The following is a 15,140-nucleotide window of genomic DNA, read 5'->3' as shown; positions in this document are numbered from 1 at the left end:
CAGTCTGTAATGACTGTGCCTGGGTTTTTTCATTGGTGGTCGGACTGGGTTAAAGTTATGTGTCCCTCAGTCGACATAAAGATCAGAGCCTTCCCAATTTCAAGCTGTTGTCCGTCACGAGGTAGAAACATGAACCCCATGAGAGCCCTTCGCCAATACCAGAAGGTCAATTCCCATGCTCAGATCTCTGAAGCCAATCCTCATCGCCTGGTACAGCTGCTGATGGAGGGCGGGCTGGACCGCATGGCCCAGGCCAGAGGTGCGATGGAGCGGGGCGACATCGCACTCAAGGGATTGATGATGGGCAAGGCCGTGGACATCATCATCGGCCTGCGCGATGGCTTGAATCCCGAGAAAACCGATGACCCGGCGTCGCTTCAGCAGCTCGACAACCTGTACGCCTACATGATGACGCGTCTGATGGAAGCCAATCGTGACAACAATGCCGAAATCATCGACGAAGTATCGGGTTTGCTCGAAACCCTGAAAAGCGGTTGGGATGCCATTGCCAATCAATAGGCCCGAGGGTCTGAGGATGACGTCATGAGTCAAGCACTGCGGCGGATTGAAGAAACCCGTGAAGCCCTGGTCGACGCTCTGGCGGCGCGCAACTGGGATGCCATTGGCGAGCTGGATGCGGCTTGCCGGGAGTGCGTCGATGAAGTGCTCAGCGAGGCGCCGATCGACGAAGAGGCATTGCGGACAAATCTCGAAGGGTTGTTGGCGGTGTATAAAGATTTGCTGACAGCGACAATGGGGGAGAGGCAGGCGATAGTCGATGAAATGTCCCAGATCCAGCAAGCGCGGAACGCAGCAAAGGTTTACCATCTGTTTGGTTAATTAACCCCAAGTTAATCCAGATATGTGCGCCATAAATTTGACTGTGCGCGGTTTTTTGACTTAACTAGTGGCTGGTTCCAGATTTCAGTCGTCTTCAGGCATAACGTGTCTGCAAGCGTCTAGCTTGCCCCAGCATTTTGGGCATTGAGTTGACTAGGGAAGTTGCTATTGCATGTGGCGTGAAACCAAAATTCTGCTGATTGATGACGATAGCGTCCGCCGCCGCGACCTGGCGGTGATTTTAAATTTTCTCGGCGAAGAAAATTTACCCTGTGGTAGCCATGACTGGCAGCAGGCTGTCGGCTCTTTGTCGTCAAGTCGTGAAGTAATCTGTGTCCTCATCGGGACGGTCAATGCTCCTGGTTCACTTCTGGGCTTGTTAAAGACACTCTCGACCTGGGATGAGTTCCTTCCGGTTTTGTTAATGGGCGATAATTCTTCCATTGACCTGCCGGAAGACCAGCGTCGGCGAGTGCTTTCGACCCTCGAAATGCCGCCCAGCTACAGCAAATTGCTCGATTCGCTGCACCGTGCCCAGGTCTATCGCGAGATGTACGACCAGGCCCGCGAGCGCGGTCGTCATCGCGAACCCAATCTTTTCCGCAGTCTTGTCGGCACCAGTCGGGCGATTCAACACGTCCGCCAGATGATGCAGCAAGTCGCCGATACCGATGCCAGCGTACTGATCCTCGGTGAGTCCGGCACCGGCAAGGAAGTGGTTGCGCGTAACCTGCATTACCATTCCAAGCGCCGCGAAGCGCCGTTCGTGCCGGTCAACTGCGGGGCGATCCCGGCAGAGTTGCTGGAAAGCGAATTGTTCGGTCATGAGAAGGGCGCCTTTACCGGGGCGATCACCAGCCGCGCCGGTCGATTCGAACTGGCCAACGGCGGCACCCTGTTCCTCGATGAAATCGGCGACATGCCGCTGCCGATGCAGGTCAAGTTGCTGCGCGTGTTGCAGGAGCGCACCTTCGAGCGCGTGGGCAGCAACAAGACCCAGAGCGTCGACGTGCGCATCATTGCGGCGACCCACAAGAATCTCGAAAGCATGATCGAGATCGGCACCTTCCGCGAAGACCTGTACTACCGCCTGAATGTGTTCCCGATCGAGATGGCGCCGCTGCGTGAGCGCGTCGAAGACATTCCGCTGCTGATGAACGAACTGATCTCGCGCATGGAGCACGAGAAGCGCGGTTCGATCCGTTTCAACTCGGCGGCGATCATGTCGCTGTGCCGCCATGGCTGGCCGGGCAACGTCCGCGAACTGGCCAACCTGGTGGAGCGCATGGCGATCATGCATCCATACGGCGTGATCGGCGTGGTCGAGTTGCCGAAGAAATTCCGCTACGTCGACGATGAAGACGAGCAAATGGTCGACAGCCTGCGCAGTGATCTGGAAGAGCGCGTGGCCATCAACGGTCATACGACGGACTTCACGGCCAATGCCATGCTGCCGCCGGAAGGCCTGGACCTGAAGGACTACCTCGGTGGTCTGGAGCAAGGGTTGATCCAGCAGGCGCTGGATGACGCCAATGGCATTGTGGCCCGCGCGGCCGAGCGCCTGCGTATTCGTCGTACCACGCTGGTGGAGAAAATGCGCAAGTACGGCATGAGTCGTCGTGATGGAGACGAGCAGGCGGATGATTGACGCCTGTTTTTCAACTCATTCATTTATAAGAAGTTTTTTTTAGGCACGGGTATTGCTACATCCCTCGCAACGTTCCGTTTCACTGACGGTCAGCCAAGCGAGAGAGCACAATGCCCCAAGCCGCCCAGATGTCTCCTGTCCCTGATGCTTCGGTGCAACCGTCGTCCGTAGAGCAGGCGAGCCGGCTTGGCCTTGAGCAGGCATTCGTGCTGTTCAATCAGATGTCCAGTCAGTTGACCGATTCCTACAGCATGCTTGAAGCCCGGGTCGCCGAGCTCAAGGGTGAATTGGCGGTGGTCAGTGCGCAGCGCATGCAGGAGCTGGCGGAAAAAGAACGCCTGGCCAACCGCCTGCAAAACCTCCTTGATCTGTTACCCGGTGGTGTCATCGTCATTGACGCCCAGGGCATTGTGCGCGAAGCCAATCCGGCGGCGTGCGAGTTGCTGGGTTTACCGCTCGAAGGCGAATTGTGGCGCCACGTCATTGCCCGCTGTTTTGCGCCGCGCGAAGACGATGGTCATGAAATCTCCCTCAAGGATGGTCGGCGTCTGTCGATCGCCACGCGCTCGCTGGACGCCGAGCCCGGCCAGTTGGTGTTGCTCAACGACCTGACCGAAACCCGCCATCTGCAGGATCAACTGGCCCGTCATGAGCGTCTGTCGTCGCTGGGGCGCATGGTCGCTTCGTTGGCTCATCAGATACGCACACCGTTGTCCGCCGCGCTGCTGTATGCCAGTCATCTGACCGAGCAAGAGCTGCCGGTCGCTACCCAGCAGCGCTTTGCCGGGCGTCTCAAGGAGCGCCTGCACGAACTGGAGCACCAGGTGCGCGACATGTTGGTCTTCGCCCGTGGCGAGTTGCCGCTGACCGACCGCGTGACGCCTGGTCAACTGATGCAATCGTTGCAAGCGGCGGCGCTGACCCACGTGCAGGATCTGCCGATCCGCTGGCAGTGCGACAGTCACTCGGGGGAGTTGCTGTGCAATCGCGACACCCTGGTCGGCGCGATCCTCAATCTGATCGAGAACGCCATCCAGGCCAGTGCCGGTCGATTGCGCCTCAAGATTCACCTCTACACCCGCGGCAACAACCTGCGCCTGTGCGTCAGTGACAGTGGCAGCGGCATCGATGCGGCCGTTCTGGCGCGATTGGGTGAACCCTTTTTTACCACCAGGACCACTGGCACGGGTCTTGGCCTGACCGTGGTCAAGGCAGTGGCGCGTGCTCATCAGGGCGAATTGCAGCTGCGCTCACGGCTCGGCCGCGGCACCTGCGCACAGGTGATCCTGCCGTTGTTCAGCAGCGCTCAAGGAGCGGAGTGACGCAGATGGGTATCAAGGTTCTGCTGGTCGAGGACGACCGCGCGTTGCGCGAGGCGCTGGCCGATACGCTCTTGCTCGCGGGGCACGATTACAAGGCGGTGGGTTCGGCGGAAGAGGCATTGGCTGCCGTCGGTGGCGAGGCCTTCAGCCTGGTGATCAGCGACGTCAACATGCCGGGCATGGATGGCCACCAGTTACTGGGCCTGCTGCGAGCGCGGCAGCCGCAGTTGCCGGTGTTGCTGATGACGGCTCACGGTGCGGTCGAGCGTGCGGTCGATGCAATGCGCCAAGGGGCGGCGGACTACCTGGTCAAGCCATTCGAGCCCAAGGCGTTGCTCGATCTGGTGGCGTGTCATGCCCCGGGCAGTCTCGGCCTGACCGAAGGCGAAGGGCCGGTAGCGTTCGAGCCGGCGAGCGCGCAGTTACTCGAGTTGGCGGCGCGGGTCGCGCGCAGCGATTCCACGGTGTTGATCTCGGGCGAGTCGGGCACGGGCAAGGAGGTGCTGGCACGTTACATCCATCAGCATTCTCATCGCGTCCGTCAGCCGTTCATTGCGATCAACTGCGCAGCGATCCCGGACAACATGCTCGAGGCGACCTTATTCGGTCACGAGAAGGGCTCCTTCACCGGCGCCATTGCCGCGCAAGCCGGCAAGTTCGAGCAGGCCGACGGCGGCACCATTCTGCTCGATGAAATTTCCGAAATGCCCCTGGGGCTCCAGGCCAAACTGCTGCGTGTGCTGCAAGAGCGCGAGGTCGAACGGGTTGGGGCGCGTAAACCGATCACGCTGGACATTCGCGTGGTCGCGACCACCAATCGCGACTTGGCGGGTGAAGTGGCGGCGGGGCGCTTCCGCGAAGATCTTTACTATCGCCTGTCGGTATTTCCCCTGGCCTGGCGCCCATTGCGCGAGCGTACCGCCGACATCCTGCCGCTGGCCGAGCGCCTGCTGGCCAGGCACGTCAATAAAATGATGCATTCGGCTGCCAGATTGTCGCCCGAGGCCCAGGCGTGCCTGATCGGTTATCCGTGGCCGGGTAACGTGCGTGAACTGGACAACGCGATTCAGCGTGCGCTGATTCTGCAGCAGGGTGGCTTGATCCAGCCGCAGGATTTCTGCCTGGCCGGGCCGGTGGCTTGCGCTCCTCTGCCTGCATTGGCGCAGGCGCCGATGCGTGCCGTGGAAGTCGAATCCGAGTCGGCTGGTGCGCTGGGTGATGACCTGCGTCGCCGTGAATTCCAGATGATCATCGATACCTTGCGCGCCGAGCGCGGTCGTCGCAAAGAGGCGGCCGAACGCTTGGGTATCAGCCCGCGAACCCTGCGTTACAAGCTGGCGCAGATGCGCGATGCCGGCATGGATGTGGAAGGCTACTTGTTCTCCACCTGAAAGTTGACGGAATCAACACTGATCTAAATGTGGGAGCGGTGGTTCACGGTTGAGCAAAGCCCGGAATTGGCTTTTGTTTAGAGCAGTCACGGAGCTGGCACCCTTGTTGCTAACACCTCATTACCCGCCGAGTGAGTGTCAAAAAATTGCGGGTCGTCAAAGAGAGAAACCATGAGCCAAGGTATTGAATTCAATCGGTTGATGCTGGATATGCGCGCCATGCAAATGGATGCCATGTCTGCGCCGAAATCGACTGCCGTCCCTGAACTGTCGGGCAGCAGCTTTCGCGACATGTTCGGTCAGGCCATCAATAAAGTGAACGACACCCAGCAGGCTTCCACGCAGTTGGCCAGTGCGTTTGAAATCGGCAAAAGCGGCGTCGACCTGACCGACGTGATGATTTCCTCGCAGAAGGCCAGCGTGTCGTTCCAGGCGTTGACCCAAGTGCGAAACAAAGTGGTTCAGGCCTACCAAGACATCATGCAGATGCCGGTTTAAAGGACGAGATTGAGTCATGGCAGAAGCAGTCGCCGATAACGTTCCGGCCAAGGCCACTCCAATAGACGGCAAGCCGCCGCTGTTCGGGTTGTCCTTCCTGGAAAACCTCTCCGAGATGACCATGTTGCGTCAGGTGGGCCTGTTGGTCGGCCTGGCAGCGAGCGTGGCGATTGGTTTTGCCGTGGTGTTGTGGTCTCAGCAACCGGACTACCGGCCTCTGTACGGCAGCCTTGCCGGCATGGACGCCAAGCAGGTCATGGATACCCTGGCCTCCGCCGATATCCCGTACACCGTCGAACCCAATTCCGGTGCCTTGCTGGTCAAGGCCGATGACCTGTCCCGCGCGCGGCTCAAGCTCGCGGGCGCTGGTGTCACTCCCAGCGACGGCAACATCGGTTTTGAAATCCTCGACAAGGAACAGGGACTGGGCACCAGCCAGTTCATGGAAGCGACCCGCTATCGTCGTGGCCTGGAAGGCGAACTGGCCCGCACCATTTCCAGCCTGAACAACGTCAAGGGTGCCCGCGTGCACCTGGCGATCCCGAAAAGTTCGGTGTTCGTGCGCGACGAGCGCAAGCCGAGCGCTTCGGTTCTGGTAGAACTCTATTCCGGTCGCTCCCTCGAACCCGGCCAGATCGTGGCCATCATCAACCTGGTGGCGACCAGCGTTCCCGAACTCAGCAAGTCGCAGATCACTGTGGTCGACCAGAAGGGCAACCTGCTCTCCGATCAGGCGGAAAACTCCGAACTGACCATGGCCGGCAAGCAGTTCGACTACAGCCGTCGCATGGAAAGCATGCTCACCCAGCGCGTGCACAACATCTTGCAGCCGGTGCTGGGCAACGACCGTTACAAGGCCGAAGTTTCGGCTGACGTGGATTTCAGCGCGGTCGAGTCGACTTCCGAGCAGTTCAATCCGGACCAGCCGGCATTGCGCAGCGAACAGTCGGTCAACGAACAGCGTACCGCCAGCAATGGCCCGCAAGGTGTGCCGGGTGCCCTGAGCAACCAGCCTCCGTCGCCGGCCTCCGCACCGCAAACCACCGGTGGCGCCACAGCGTCGGCGGGCATGGTGCAGCCAGGCCAGCCGCTGATCGATGCCAACGGCCAGCAAATCATGGACCCGGCCACCGGTCAGCCGATGCTCGCGCCGTACCCGGCGGACAAGCGTCAACAATCGACCAAGAACTTCGAACTCGACCGTTCCATCAGCCACACCAAGCAGCAGCAGGGCCGGTTGAATCGCCTGTCGGTGTCGGTGGTTGTCGATGATCAGGTCAAGATCAACCCGGCCAACGGCGAAACCACCCGTGCGCCCTGGAGCGCCGATGAATTGGCGCGCTTCACGCGTCTGGTGCAGGACGCGGTCGGCTTCGATGCCAGCCGTGGTGACAGCGTCAGCGTAATCAACATGCCGTTCTCCGCCGAACGCGGTGAAGTGATTGCCGATATTCCGTTCTACTCCCAGCCGTGGTTCTGGGACATCGTCAAGCAAGTGCTGGGTGTGTTGTTCATTCTGGTGCTGGTGTTCGGGGTGCTGCGTCCGGTGCTCAACAACATCACCGGGGGCGGCAAGGGCAAGCAGCTTGTTGGCTTGGGTAGCGACGTCGAGTTGGGGGGCATGGGCGGTCTGGATGGCGAACTGGCCAACGACCGTGTCAGCCTCGGTGGTCCGCAAAGCATTCTGCTGCCGAGCCCGAGCGAAGGCTATGACGCTCAATTGAACGCAATCAAGAGTCTGGTGGCAGAAGATCCGGGTCGTGTGGCCCAGGTCGTGAAAGAGTGGATTAACGCAGATGAGTGATAACCGAGCCGTTGCCGCCAAACTGTCCAAGGTCGACAAGGCCGCAATCCTGTTGCTGTCCCTGGGCTCCACCGACGCGGCCCAGGTGCTGCGCCACATGGGCCCTAAAGAGGTTCAGCGCGTGGGCGTGGCCATGGCCCAGATGGGTAATGTGCACCGCGAGCAGGTCGAGCAGGTGATGAGCGAGTTCGTCGATATCGTCGGCGACCAGACCAGCCTGGGCGTCGGCTCCGACGACTATGTGCGCAAGATGCTCACCCAGGCCCTGGGCGAAGACAAGGCCAACGGCCTGATTGACCGCATCCTGCTCGGTGGCAACACCAGCGGCCTCGACAGCCTGAAGTGGATGGAGCCGCGCGCCGTTGCCGACGTGATCCGTTACGAGCACCCACAGATCCAGGCGATCGTGGTGGCGTATCTCGATCCGGACCAGGCCGGTGAAGTGCTCGGCAACTTCGACCACAAGGTGCGGCTGGACATCATCCTGCGAGTGTCTTCGCTGAACACCGTTCAGCCAGCGGCCCTGAAAGAACTCAACCAGATTCTCGAGAAGCAGTTCTCCGGCAACTCGAATGCCTCACGCACCACCCTGGGTGGCATCAAGCGCGCAGCGGACATCATGAACTTCCTCGACAGTTCGATCGAAGGCCAGTTGATGGACTCGATCCGCGAAGTCGACGAAGACCTGTCCGGTCAGATCGAGGACCTCATGTTCGTCTTCAACAACCTGGCCGATGTCGACGACCGCGGGATCCAGGCGCTGTTGCGCGAAGTGTCCTCCGATGTATTGGTGCTCGCCCTCAAGGGCTCGGACGAAGGCGTCAAGGAAAAGATCTTCAAGAACATGTCCAAGCGTGCGGCCGAACTGTTGCGCGACGACCTGGAAGCCAAGGGCCCGGTGCGCGTCAGCGACGTGGAAACCGCGCAGAAAGAAATCCTCACCATCGCCCGCCGTATGGCCGAAGCCGGAGAAATCGTTCTCGGCGGCAAAGGCGGCGAGGAAATGATCTAACACCATGGCCAAGCATGATGAAGCGCCTACTGACCTGATCCGGGCCAGGGATGTCAGTGGCTTCGATACCTGGGCGCTGCCCAGCTTCGACCCGCCGGAACCCGAGCCGGAACCTGAGCCTGAACCCGAGCCGCCGGAAATGGAGGAAGTGCCGCTGGAGGAAGTCCAGCCACTGACCCTCGAAGAGCTCGAAAGCATTCGCCAGGAAGCCTACAACGAAGGTTTCGCGGTGGGTGAGAAAGAGGGTTTCCACAGCACCACGCTCAAGGTCCGCCAGGAAGCCGAACAGGCATTGGCGCCGAAGCTTGCCGGCCTGGAGCAACTGATGACCCATCTGTTCGAGCCCATCGCCGAGCAGGACACCCAGATCGAAAAGTCCTTGGTCGACCTCGTGCAACACATCACCAGACAGGTGATCCAGCGCGAACTGGCCATCGACTCGACGCAGATCGAACACGTCATGCGCGAGGCGCTCAAGCTGTTGCCGTTGGGCGTGGGCAATGTGCGGCTGTACATCAATCCGCAGGATTTCGCACAGGTCAAAGCCCTGCGCGAACGCCATGAAGAAACCTGGCGCATCGTCGAGGACGAATCGCTATTGCCCGGCGGTTGCCGGGTCGAGACAGAACACAGCCGCATCGACGCCACGGTCGAAACTCGCATCGTGCAGGTGATGGACAAGCTGTTCGATCAGTTGCACGAGCAAACCTTGCATCCGGCCGCGCCGGACTTGAGCCTGGAACTGCCGATCGACAGCAAACCTGCGACCGCGCCAGAAGCGGATGCACCTGATGCGCCTTGAACGCACCAGCTTCGCCAAGCGCCTGGGCAGTTATGCCGAGGCGACTGAATTGGCTGGCGCGCCGATCCTTGAGGGCCGCTTGCTGCGCATGGTCGGCCTGACCCTCGAAGCCGAAGGCTTGCGCGCCGCCATGGGCAGTCGCTGCATGGTGATCAACGACGACAGCTATCACCCGGTGCAGGTCGAAGCCGAAGTGATGGGCTTCTCCGGCAGCAAAGTCTTTCTGATGCCAGTCGGTAGCGTCGCCGGTATCGCACCCGGCGCCCGCGTTGTTCCCTTGTCCGATACCGGACGTTTGCCGATGGGCATGAGCATGCTCGGGCGGGTGCTTGATGGCGCCGGTCGCGCGTTGGACGGCAAGGGCGGGATGAAGGCCGAAGACTGGGTGCCAATGGATGGCCCGACCATCAACCCGCTCAAGCGCGAACCGATCAGCGAACCGCTGGACGTGGGCATCCGTTGCATCAACGGCATGTTGACGGTCGGTCGCGGTCAACGGCTCGGGCTGTTCGCCGGTACCGGTGTCGGTAAATCGGTGCTGCTGGGGATGATGACGCGCTTCACCGAGGCCGACATCATCGTCGTCGGGCTGATCGGTGAGCGGGGTCGTGAAGTTAAAGAGTTCATCGAGCATATCCTCGGTGAAGAAGGGCTCAAGCGTTCAGTGGTGGTGGCGTCCCCCGCGGACGATGCGCCGCTGATGCGACTGCGTGCTGCGATGTATTGCACGCGCATCGCCGAGTATTTCCGCGACAAGGGCAAGAATGTCCTGTTGCTGATGGACTCGCTGACCCGTTTCGCCCAAGCCCAGCGGGAAATCGCCTTGGCCATCGGCGAGCCGCCAGCGACCAAGGGCTATCCGCCGTCGGTATTCGCCAAGCTGCCGAAACTGGTGGAACGGGCCGGCAACGCGGAGAAGGGCGGTGGTTCGATCACCGCGTTCTACACCGTGCTATCCGAAGGCGATGACCAGCAGGACCCGATTGCCGACTCGGCGCGAGGCGTGCTCGACGGGCACATCGTGCTGTCCCGGCGCCTGGCCGAGGAAGGGCATTACCCGGCCATCGATATCGAGGCATCCATCAGCCGGGTGATGCCGGCGGTGGTGTCGCCGGAACACATGGCCCGTGCGCAATATTTCAAGCAATTGTGGTCGCGGTATCAGCAGAGCCGCGACCTGATCAGCGTCGGTGCCTATGTCGCCGGCGGTGACCGCGAGACCGATCTGGCGATTTCCCTGCAACCGCAATTGGTCAAATACCTGCGCCAGGGCCTCAACGACAGCATCAGCCTGGGCGAAAGCGAGGCATATCTGGCCTCGATCTTCGCGCCTGCGGCAGGCGGTTAAGCGATCATGGCCCTGAGTCGGGCGGGACGGCTGGCGCCGGTGGTGGAAATGGCCGAAAAGGCCGAGAAAACCGCGGTTCAGCGCCTGGGGCACTTTCAGGGGCAGGTGCGTTTGGCACAAAGCAAACTCGCCGACCTCGAAGCTTTTCGTCTCGACTATCAGGAACAATGGATCGTGCGCGGTAGCGGCGGCGTCTCGGGCCAATGGCTGCTGGGCTATCAGGGCTTTCTCGCGCAACTGGGCACGGCCATCGACCAGCAGCGGCAAAGCCTGGCCTGGCATCAGAACAACCTGAACAAGGCCCGGGAAACCTGGCAGCAGGCGTTTGCCCGGGTCGAAGGTTTGCGCAAGCTGGTTCAGCGCTATGCCGATGAAGCGCGGGCGCTTGAAGACCGGCGCGAACAGAAACTGCTGGATGAATTGTCCCAGCGTTTGCCGCGCGAGAACCCCTATTGAGCGGGCTTTCGAAAAACAGGCTGGCTTGCCCCCATCCACAGCTGGTGCTAAACCTTCTAAACGTTCTCCAAAGACAAGGAAGCCATTGAATGTCAGTCGTTACCGAAGTGTCCCCTGATGGGCAACAGTTGACGATATCGGTCAAAGGACGATTCGATTTCGCCAAGCATCAGGAATTTCGTCAGTCCTACGAAGATAAACAGCTATCGGCGGTTGTGGTCGACCTGAAAGAGGCCACTTACCTCGACAGCTCGGCCTTGGGCATGCTGCTTTTGCTGCGCGATCACGCCGGTGGCGACGACTCCGATGTGCGCGTCGTCAACAGCAGTACCGATGTGCGCAAAATCCTCGCCATCTCCAACTTCGACAAATTGTTCGACATCAGTTGATTGCCATGCAACCACTGGAGCCGCTGACGATCCTGATTGCCGAGGACAGCGCCGCCGATCGCCTGTTGCTGTCGAGCATCCTGCGCCGCCTGGGGCACGAAGTGCTGACGGCGGCCAACGGCGCCGAAGCGGTCGACGTGTTTGGCCAGCAGCAACCGCACCTGGTGTTGATGGATGCGATGATGCCGGTCATGGACGGCTTCGAGGCGGCCCGGCAGATCAAAGCCCTGGCCGGGGAAACCCTGGTGCCGATCATCTTCCTCACTTCGTTGTCCGAAAGCGAAGCCCTGGCCCGCTGCCTGGAAGTCGGCGGTGACGACTTTCTGGCAAAGCCCTACAACCAGGTGATTCTCGCTGCCAAGATCAAGGCGATGGATCGCTTGCGGCGCTTGCAGGACACCGTGCTGCAACAGCGTGACCAGATCGCCCGGCACCACGACTACCTGCTCAACGAACAGCGTGTGGCCAAGGCCGTTTTCGACAAGGTGGCGCACTCCGGCTGCCTGAATGCCGCTGCGAATATCCGTTATCTGCAATCGCCCTATGCGCTGTTCAACGGCGACCTGTTGCTGGCCGCGTTCACCCCGGCCGGAGACATGCACGTGCTGCTGGGCGACTTCACCGGCCACGGTCTGCCGGCGGCAGTGGGCGCCATGCCCTTGGCCGAAGTCTTTTACGGAATGACCGCCAAGGGCTACGGCCTGGCGGAAACCCTGCGCGAGATGAATGCCAAGCTCAAGCGCATTCTGCCGGTGGACATGTTCTGCTGTGCCACGTTGCTGTGCCTGAGTTTTCAACGTCGTTCGGTGGAAGTCTGGAACGGCGGCATGCCGGACGGTTACCTGCATCGTGTTGCCAGTGGCGAGCGAACGCCTCTGCCGGCGTGGCACCTGCCTTTGGGGGTGCTGAGCCCGGAGTCCTTCGATGAGCGTACCGAGGTGTTTCCCATGGCGCTCGGGGATCGGGTGTTTCTCCTGTCCGATGGGGTGATCGACACTTGCGACGCCAATGAACAGTTGTTTGGCGTGCAGCGATTGCAGCAGGTGTTTGCCGCCAATCGCCAGCCAGATGCGCTGTTCGAAGAGATCGAGCAGGCGCTGCGTCATTTTGGCGGAGAAGCGCGCGACGATGTCAGCATGGTCGAAATCAGCCTGCTGGAGCAGGCACAGATCACTGCACCGGCGTTGGTCTACTCCGACAGCGGCCAGTCCTGCCCGCTGGACTGGTCGGTGAGTTTCGAGTTTCGCGCCGCCACGCTCAAGCGTTTCAATCCCTTACCCTATCTGTTGCAGTTGCTGCTTGAGGTGCATGGCCTTCGGGCTCAGAGCAGTGCGCTCTACAGTGTGCTGGCGGAACTCTATTCCAACGCGCTGGAGCATGGCGTGCTGGGGCTGGATTCGAGCCTCAAGCGCGATGCCTCGGGGTTTGCGCGGTATTATCAAGAGCGCAATACCCGGCTGGACGAACTTCAGGAAGGCTATGTACGGTTACATTTACAGGTGGCGCCAACAGACGACGGCGGTTGCCTGACGATTCACATCGAAGACAGCGGCAAGGGTTTCGATGTCGAGCGGGTGATGGCAAGACCTGTGGATGACATCCGCCTGTCGGGACGTGGGGTCAGTCTGATCCGTCAGTTGGGGCGTAATGCCCGCTGGACCGACGATGGTCGAAGTGCACGCGTGGAGTTTATCTGGAAGGCTGCGGCATAATCCGCGCATTCTTGATCAAGGAGTGAGCAAGTGGACGACAAACATGTAGATCGCGGCGTGCTGAGTGCGTTGCAGGAAGTGATGGAAGAGGGGTATCCGGATCTGCTGGATATCTTTCTTGCGGACTCCGAAGAGCGCCTGAGCGTTTTGAGAACAGCTGACAGTGTCGCACTGCTCGTTGAAACTGCCCATAGTTTCAAAGGCAGCTGCAGCAATATGGGCGCAGTCAGGCTGACCGAGCTTTGCCATCAACTTGAGCAGCAGGCCAGAAACCTGTCATGTGCCGCCGTTCAGGAACTGGTCGGCGAAATCGACCGCGAATTCGCCGCTATCCGGCCTCTGTACGAAGCTGAACGACAGCGTTGCCCAGCAAAAATCTGAGCATACGCTGCATTTGGTCTCCTACGAGTGAAATTGGCTCGGCCTTTGCATTTAACTCGTCCAACTGTACTTACGAGCCCCGTGCAGCGGAGACTGTTTCATGCCCGTTACCCCCAACATTCTGCTTCAGGCCTCCAGGCAGGCCAAGATTCAAGCGGCCTGCGCCAATCCTCCGGCGCTGACTGCTGAGCCCGGGGACAAGGCCGCAAGCTTCGCTCATGTCTACGCCAGCCAGGCCCAGAGCAAGCCCGATGCGTTGGCGGATGCCTCGGTCAAGCCGAGTCACGAAAAAAACTGCGATGTCGCCGGAAAAAAAGACGCCGGCGACGACAAACCTGCCGCCGAGGAACCGGTGGTTGCCGATGGCGGCAAATCCTTGCCTGCCGACACGCCGGTGCAGGCTGACGACAAGACCGCCGGCGATGAGGCGTCAGATGCCGACCCCGCCCCGGTCGTCGATGCCGCACTGCTCGATCCGGCGCTTGATCCTTCATTGCAGCCAGTCCTTCAGCCAGTCGTGCCGGCACCGGTAGCCCCCGCCGTGGCCGACACCGTGCAACCTGCCGTTGAAGCGCCAGTTGCCGCCGCGGCTACGGCTAGGGCTGCAATCGCTCCAGCGCTGGCCACTACCGACGGCGATTTCGACCCCTCGACCGATCCGCTCGACGCCTTGCCGGCGGTGCGGCTGGCGATGGAGCAGAGCGATCACGTATCGGCTTCCAGCCAGGCGCAGCCCAAGGCTGCTCCGACACAGGCGCAAGCCCAGGCCGACGGTGAGCTGACACCGGCGCAAAACTTTGCCGCCGGCATGGCGACCCTGCTGGATGTTCAGGGCGACAAGAACAGCACCAGCCAGGGCGATGACAAGGCTTTCAGCGGCTTGATCGATGACGGCCTGAAGGATCTCAAATCCGCCAGCAGCGACACCCGTGTCGATGATTTCGCCAACCGTCTGGCCGCGCTGACCCAGGCGGCCACACCGAAGACAGCCAATGCCTTGCCGGTGAACCAGCCGATCGCCATGCACCAGAGCGGCTGGACCGAAGAGGTGGTGAACCGGGTCATGTACCTGTCCAGCGCCAATCTCAAGGCCGCGGACATCCAGTTGCAGCCCGCTGAACTCGGGCGCCTGGACATTCGGGTGAACATGGTTCCCGATCAACAGACCCAGGTCACGTTCATGAGTGCGCATCCGGGGGTCCGTGAGGCGCTGGATGGCCAGGTCCATCGCTTGCGCGACATGTTCGCGCAGCAGGGCATGGGGCAGGTCGATGTCAACGTTTCGGACCAGTCCCGTGGTTCGCAGCAAGGGCAGGAACAAGCCCGGCAAAGCCAGAGCGGGCGGACCAGTGCCAGCGGCGGTCGCCTCGATTCAATGGATGACGACGTGGCCCCGAGCGTCGCTGAAGTGGCTGCCAATACCACCCGCGTGATCGGCTCCAGCGCGGTCGATTACTACGCCTGACCCGGCTGCCCACCAACCCCTGATGTGGGAGCGGGCTTGCTCGCGAAAGCGGTGTGTCAGTCAACATGAATG

The 15,140-nt window shown here is 60.8% G+C and carries 15 protein-coding genes; all 15 read left to right on the top strand.

Annotated elements, in window-relative coordinates; all coding sequences use genetic code 11:
• Positions 1–129: 129 nt before the first annotated feature.
• The 15 genes from fliS (at position 130) to AC1DVE_RS12135 (ending at position 15,068) form a co-directional block, all read left to right on the top strand.
• On the top strand, positions 130–519 hold the full coding sequence (gene fliS, locus AC1DVE_RS12205) for a flagellar export chaperone FliS (RefSeq protein WP_223456440.1): 390 nt from the start codon (positions 130–132) through the stop codon (positions 517–519).
• Between the two features lie 24 nt (positions 520–543).
• Entirely contained in the window at positions 544–840 is a 297-nt protein-coding gene (gene fliT / locus AC1DVE_RS12200) for a flagellar protein FliT (protein WP_223456441.1), read from the top strand.
• A gap of 172 nt (positions 841–1,012) precedes the next feature.
• Positions 1,013–2,488, top strand: a complete 1,476-nt coding sequence (locus AC1DVE_RS12195) for a sigma-54 dependent transcriptional regulator (protein WP_223456442.1) — start codon at positions 1,013–1,015, stop codon at positions 2,486–2,488.
• A gap of 128 nt (positions 2,489–2,616) precedes the next feature.
• Positions 2,617–3,810 carry a sensor histidine kinase gene (locus AC1DVE_RS12190; protein ID WP_223533312.1) on the top strand — a complete coding sequence of 398 codons (1,194 nt, stop codon included), beginning with the start codon at positions 2,617–2,619 and terminating at the stop codon, positions 3,808–3,810.
• Between the two features lie 5 nt (positions 3,811–3,815).
• On the top strand, positions 3,816–5,201 hold the full coding sequence (locus AC1DVE_RS12185; RefSeq protein WP_223536587.1) for a sigma-54-dependent transcriptional regulator: 1,386 nt from the start codon (positions 3,816–3,818) through the stop codon (positions 5,199–5,201).
• Positions 5,202–5,372: 171 nt separating this feature from the next.
• Positions 5,373–5,699 (top strand): flagellar hook-basal body complex protein FliE, encoded by a 327-nt coding sequence (fliE, locus tag AC1DVE_RS12180; RefSeq protein ID WP_223533310.1) that lies wholly within the window; start codon positions 5,373–5,375, stop codon positions 5,697–5,699.
• A 16-nt stretch (positions 5,700–5,715) separates the two neighbouring features.
• Positions 5,716–7,503 (top strand): flagellar basal-body MS-ring/collar protein FliF, encoded by a 1,788-nt coding sequence (gene fliF / locus AC1DVE_RS12175; RefSeq protein ID WP_477783950.1) that lies wholly within the window; start codon positions 5,716–5,718, stop codon positions 7,501–7,503.
• Positions 7,496–8,515, top strand: a complete 1,020-nt coding sequence (gene fliG, locus AC1DVE_RS12170; RefSeq protein WP_007983391.1) for a flagellar motor switch protein FliG — start codon at positions 7,496–7,498, stop codon at positions 8,513–8,515. Before fliF ends, fliG begins: the two co-directional genes overlap by 8 nt.
• A gap of 4 nt (positions 8,516–8,519) precedes the next feature.
• Positions 8,520–9,317 carry a flagellar assembly protein FliH gene (gene fliH, locus AC1DVE_RS12165; protein ID WP_223456446.1) on the top strand — a complete coding sequence of 266 codons (798 nt, stop codon included), beginning with the start codon at positions 8,520–8,522 and terminating at the stop codon, positions 9,315–9,317.
• Positions 9,307–10,665, top strand: coding sequence for a flagellar protein export ATPase FliI (gene fliI, locus AC1DVE_RS12160; protein ID WP_150724464.1), 1,359 nt, complete (start codon positions 9,307–9,309; stop codon positions 10,663–10,665). The genes fliH and fliI overlap by 11 nt, the downstream gene beginning before the upstream one ends.
• Positions 10,666–10,671: 6 nt before the next feature.
• Positions 10,672–11,121 (top strand): flagellar export protein FliJ, encoded by a 450-nt coding sequence (gene fliJ / locus AC1DVE_RS12155; protein WP_223456448.1) that lies wholly within the window; start codon positions 10,672–10,674, stop codon positions 11,119–11,121.
• Positions 11,122–11,210: 89 nt separating this feature from the next.
• Positions 11,211–11,510: an STAS domain-containing protein gene (locus AC1DVE_RS12150; protein ID WP_223456449.1), complete on the top strand. Its 300-nt coding sequence runs from the start codon at positions 11,211–11,213 to the stop codon at positions 11,508–11,510.
• Between the two features lie 5 nt (positions 11,511–11,515).
• Positions 11,516–13,222: a fused response regulator/phosphatase gene (locus AC1DVE_RS12145; RefSeq protein WP_223456450.1), complete on the top strand. Its 1,707-nt coding sequence runs from the start codon at positions 11,516–11,518 to the stop codon at positions 13,220–13,222.
• A gap of 30 nt (positions 13,223–13,252) precedes the next feature.
• The gene (locus tag AC1DVE_RS12140; RefSeq protein ID WP_223456451.1) at positions 13,253–13,603 is read left to right on the top strand and encodes an Hpt domain-containing protein; all 351 of its coding nucleotides are present in this window, start codon (positions 13,253–13,255) and stop codon (positions 13,601–13,603) included.
• Between the two features lie 100 nt (positions 13,604–13,703).
• On the top strand, positions 13,704–15,068 hold the full coding sequence (locus tag AC1DVE_RS12135) for a flagellar hook-length control protein FliK (protein ID WP_477783949.1): 1,365 nt from the start codon (positions 13,704–13,706) through the stop codon (positions 15,066–15,068).
• The last annotated feature ends 72 nt before the right edge of the window (positions 15,069–15,140 follow it).

It is taken from the genome of Pseudomonas sp. P4_B4, from assembly GCF_056402255.1.
Note: the sequence above shows the minus strand (reverse complement) of the source record. Positions and strands in the feature narration are given on the sequence as shown.